The organism is Pediococcus sp., assembly GCF_003533255.1.
Lineage (GTDB): Bacteria > Bacillota > Bacilli > Lactobacillales > Lactobacillaceae > Pediococcus > Pediococcus parvulus.
Window position 1 is genome coordinate 77717 of the sequence record NZ_DOEM01000035.1, and the last position, 505, is coordinate 78221.

Annotated in this window: 2 rRNA genes; both read right to left on the reverse strand. The window is 49.1% G+C overall.

Annotated elements, in window-relative coordinates:
* Positions 1–117: ribosomal RNA gene (rrf, locus tag DD627_RS08550) — 5S ribosomal RNA — on the reverse strand.
* A 92-nt stretch (positions 118–209) separates the two neighbouring features.
* Positions 210–505 (reverse strand): 23S ribosomal RNA (locus DD627_RS08555); the annotation flags it as partial.

Sequence of the window (505 nt, forward strand, 5' to 3'; positions counted from 1 at the left end):
GCATGGCAACGTCCTACCCTCGCAGGGAGCGATCCCCCAACTACTCTCGGCGCTAAGAAGCTTAACTTCTGTGTTCGACATGGGAACAGGTGTATCCTTCTCGCTATCGCCACCACACTTCTCCGATCCACCTTCGTGGCTCGTGTGAAAGAAATTTATTCTCTCAAAACTAAATAATATCGAATCCTTCTCTTCAAGAACACCACTTTGTGGTTAAGTCCTCGACCGATTAGTATTGGTCCGCTCCATGTATCACTACACTTCCACTCCCAACCTATCTACCTGATCATCTCTCAGGGGTCTTACTTCCATAAATGGAATGGGAAATCTCATCTTGAGGCGAGTTTCACACTTAGATGCTTTCAGCGTTTATCTCATCCATACGTAGCTACCCAGCGATGCTCCTGGCGGAACAACTGGTACACCAGCGGTATGTCCATCCCGGTCCTCTCGTACTAAGGACAGATCCTCTCAAATTTCCTACGCCCGCGACGGATAGGGACCG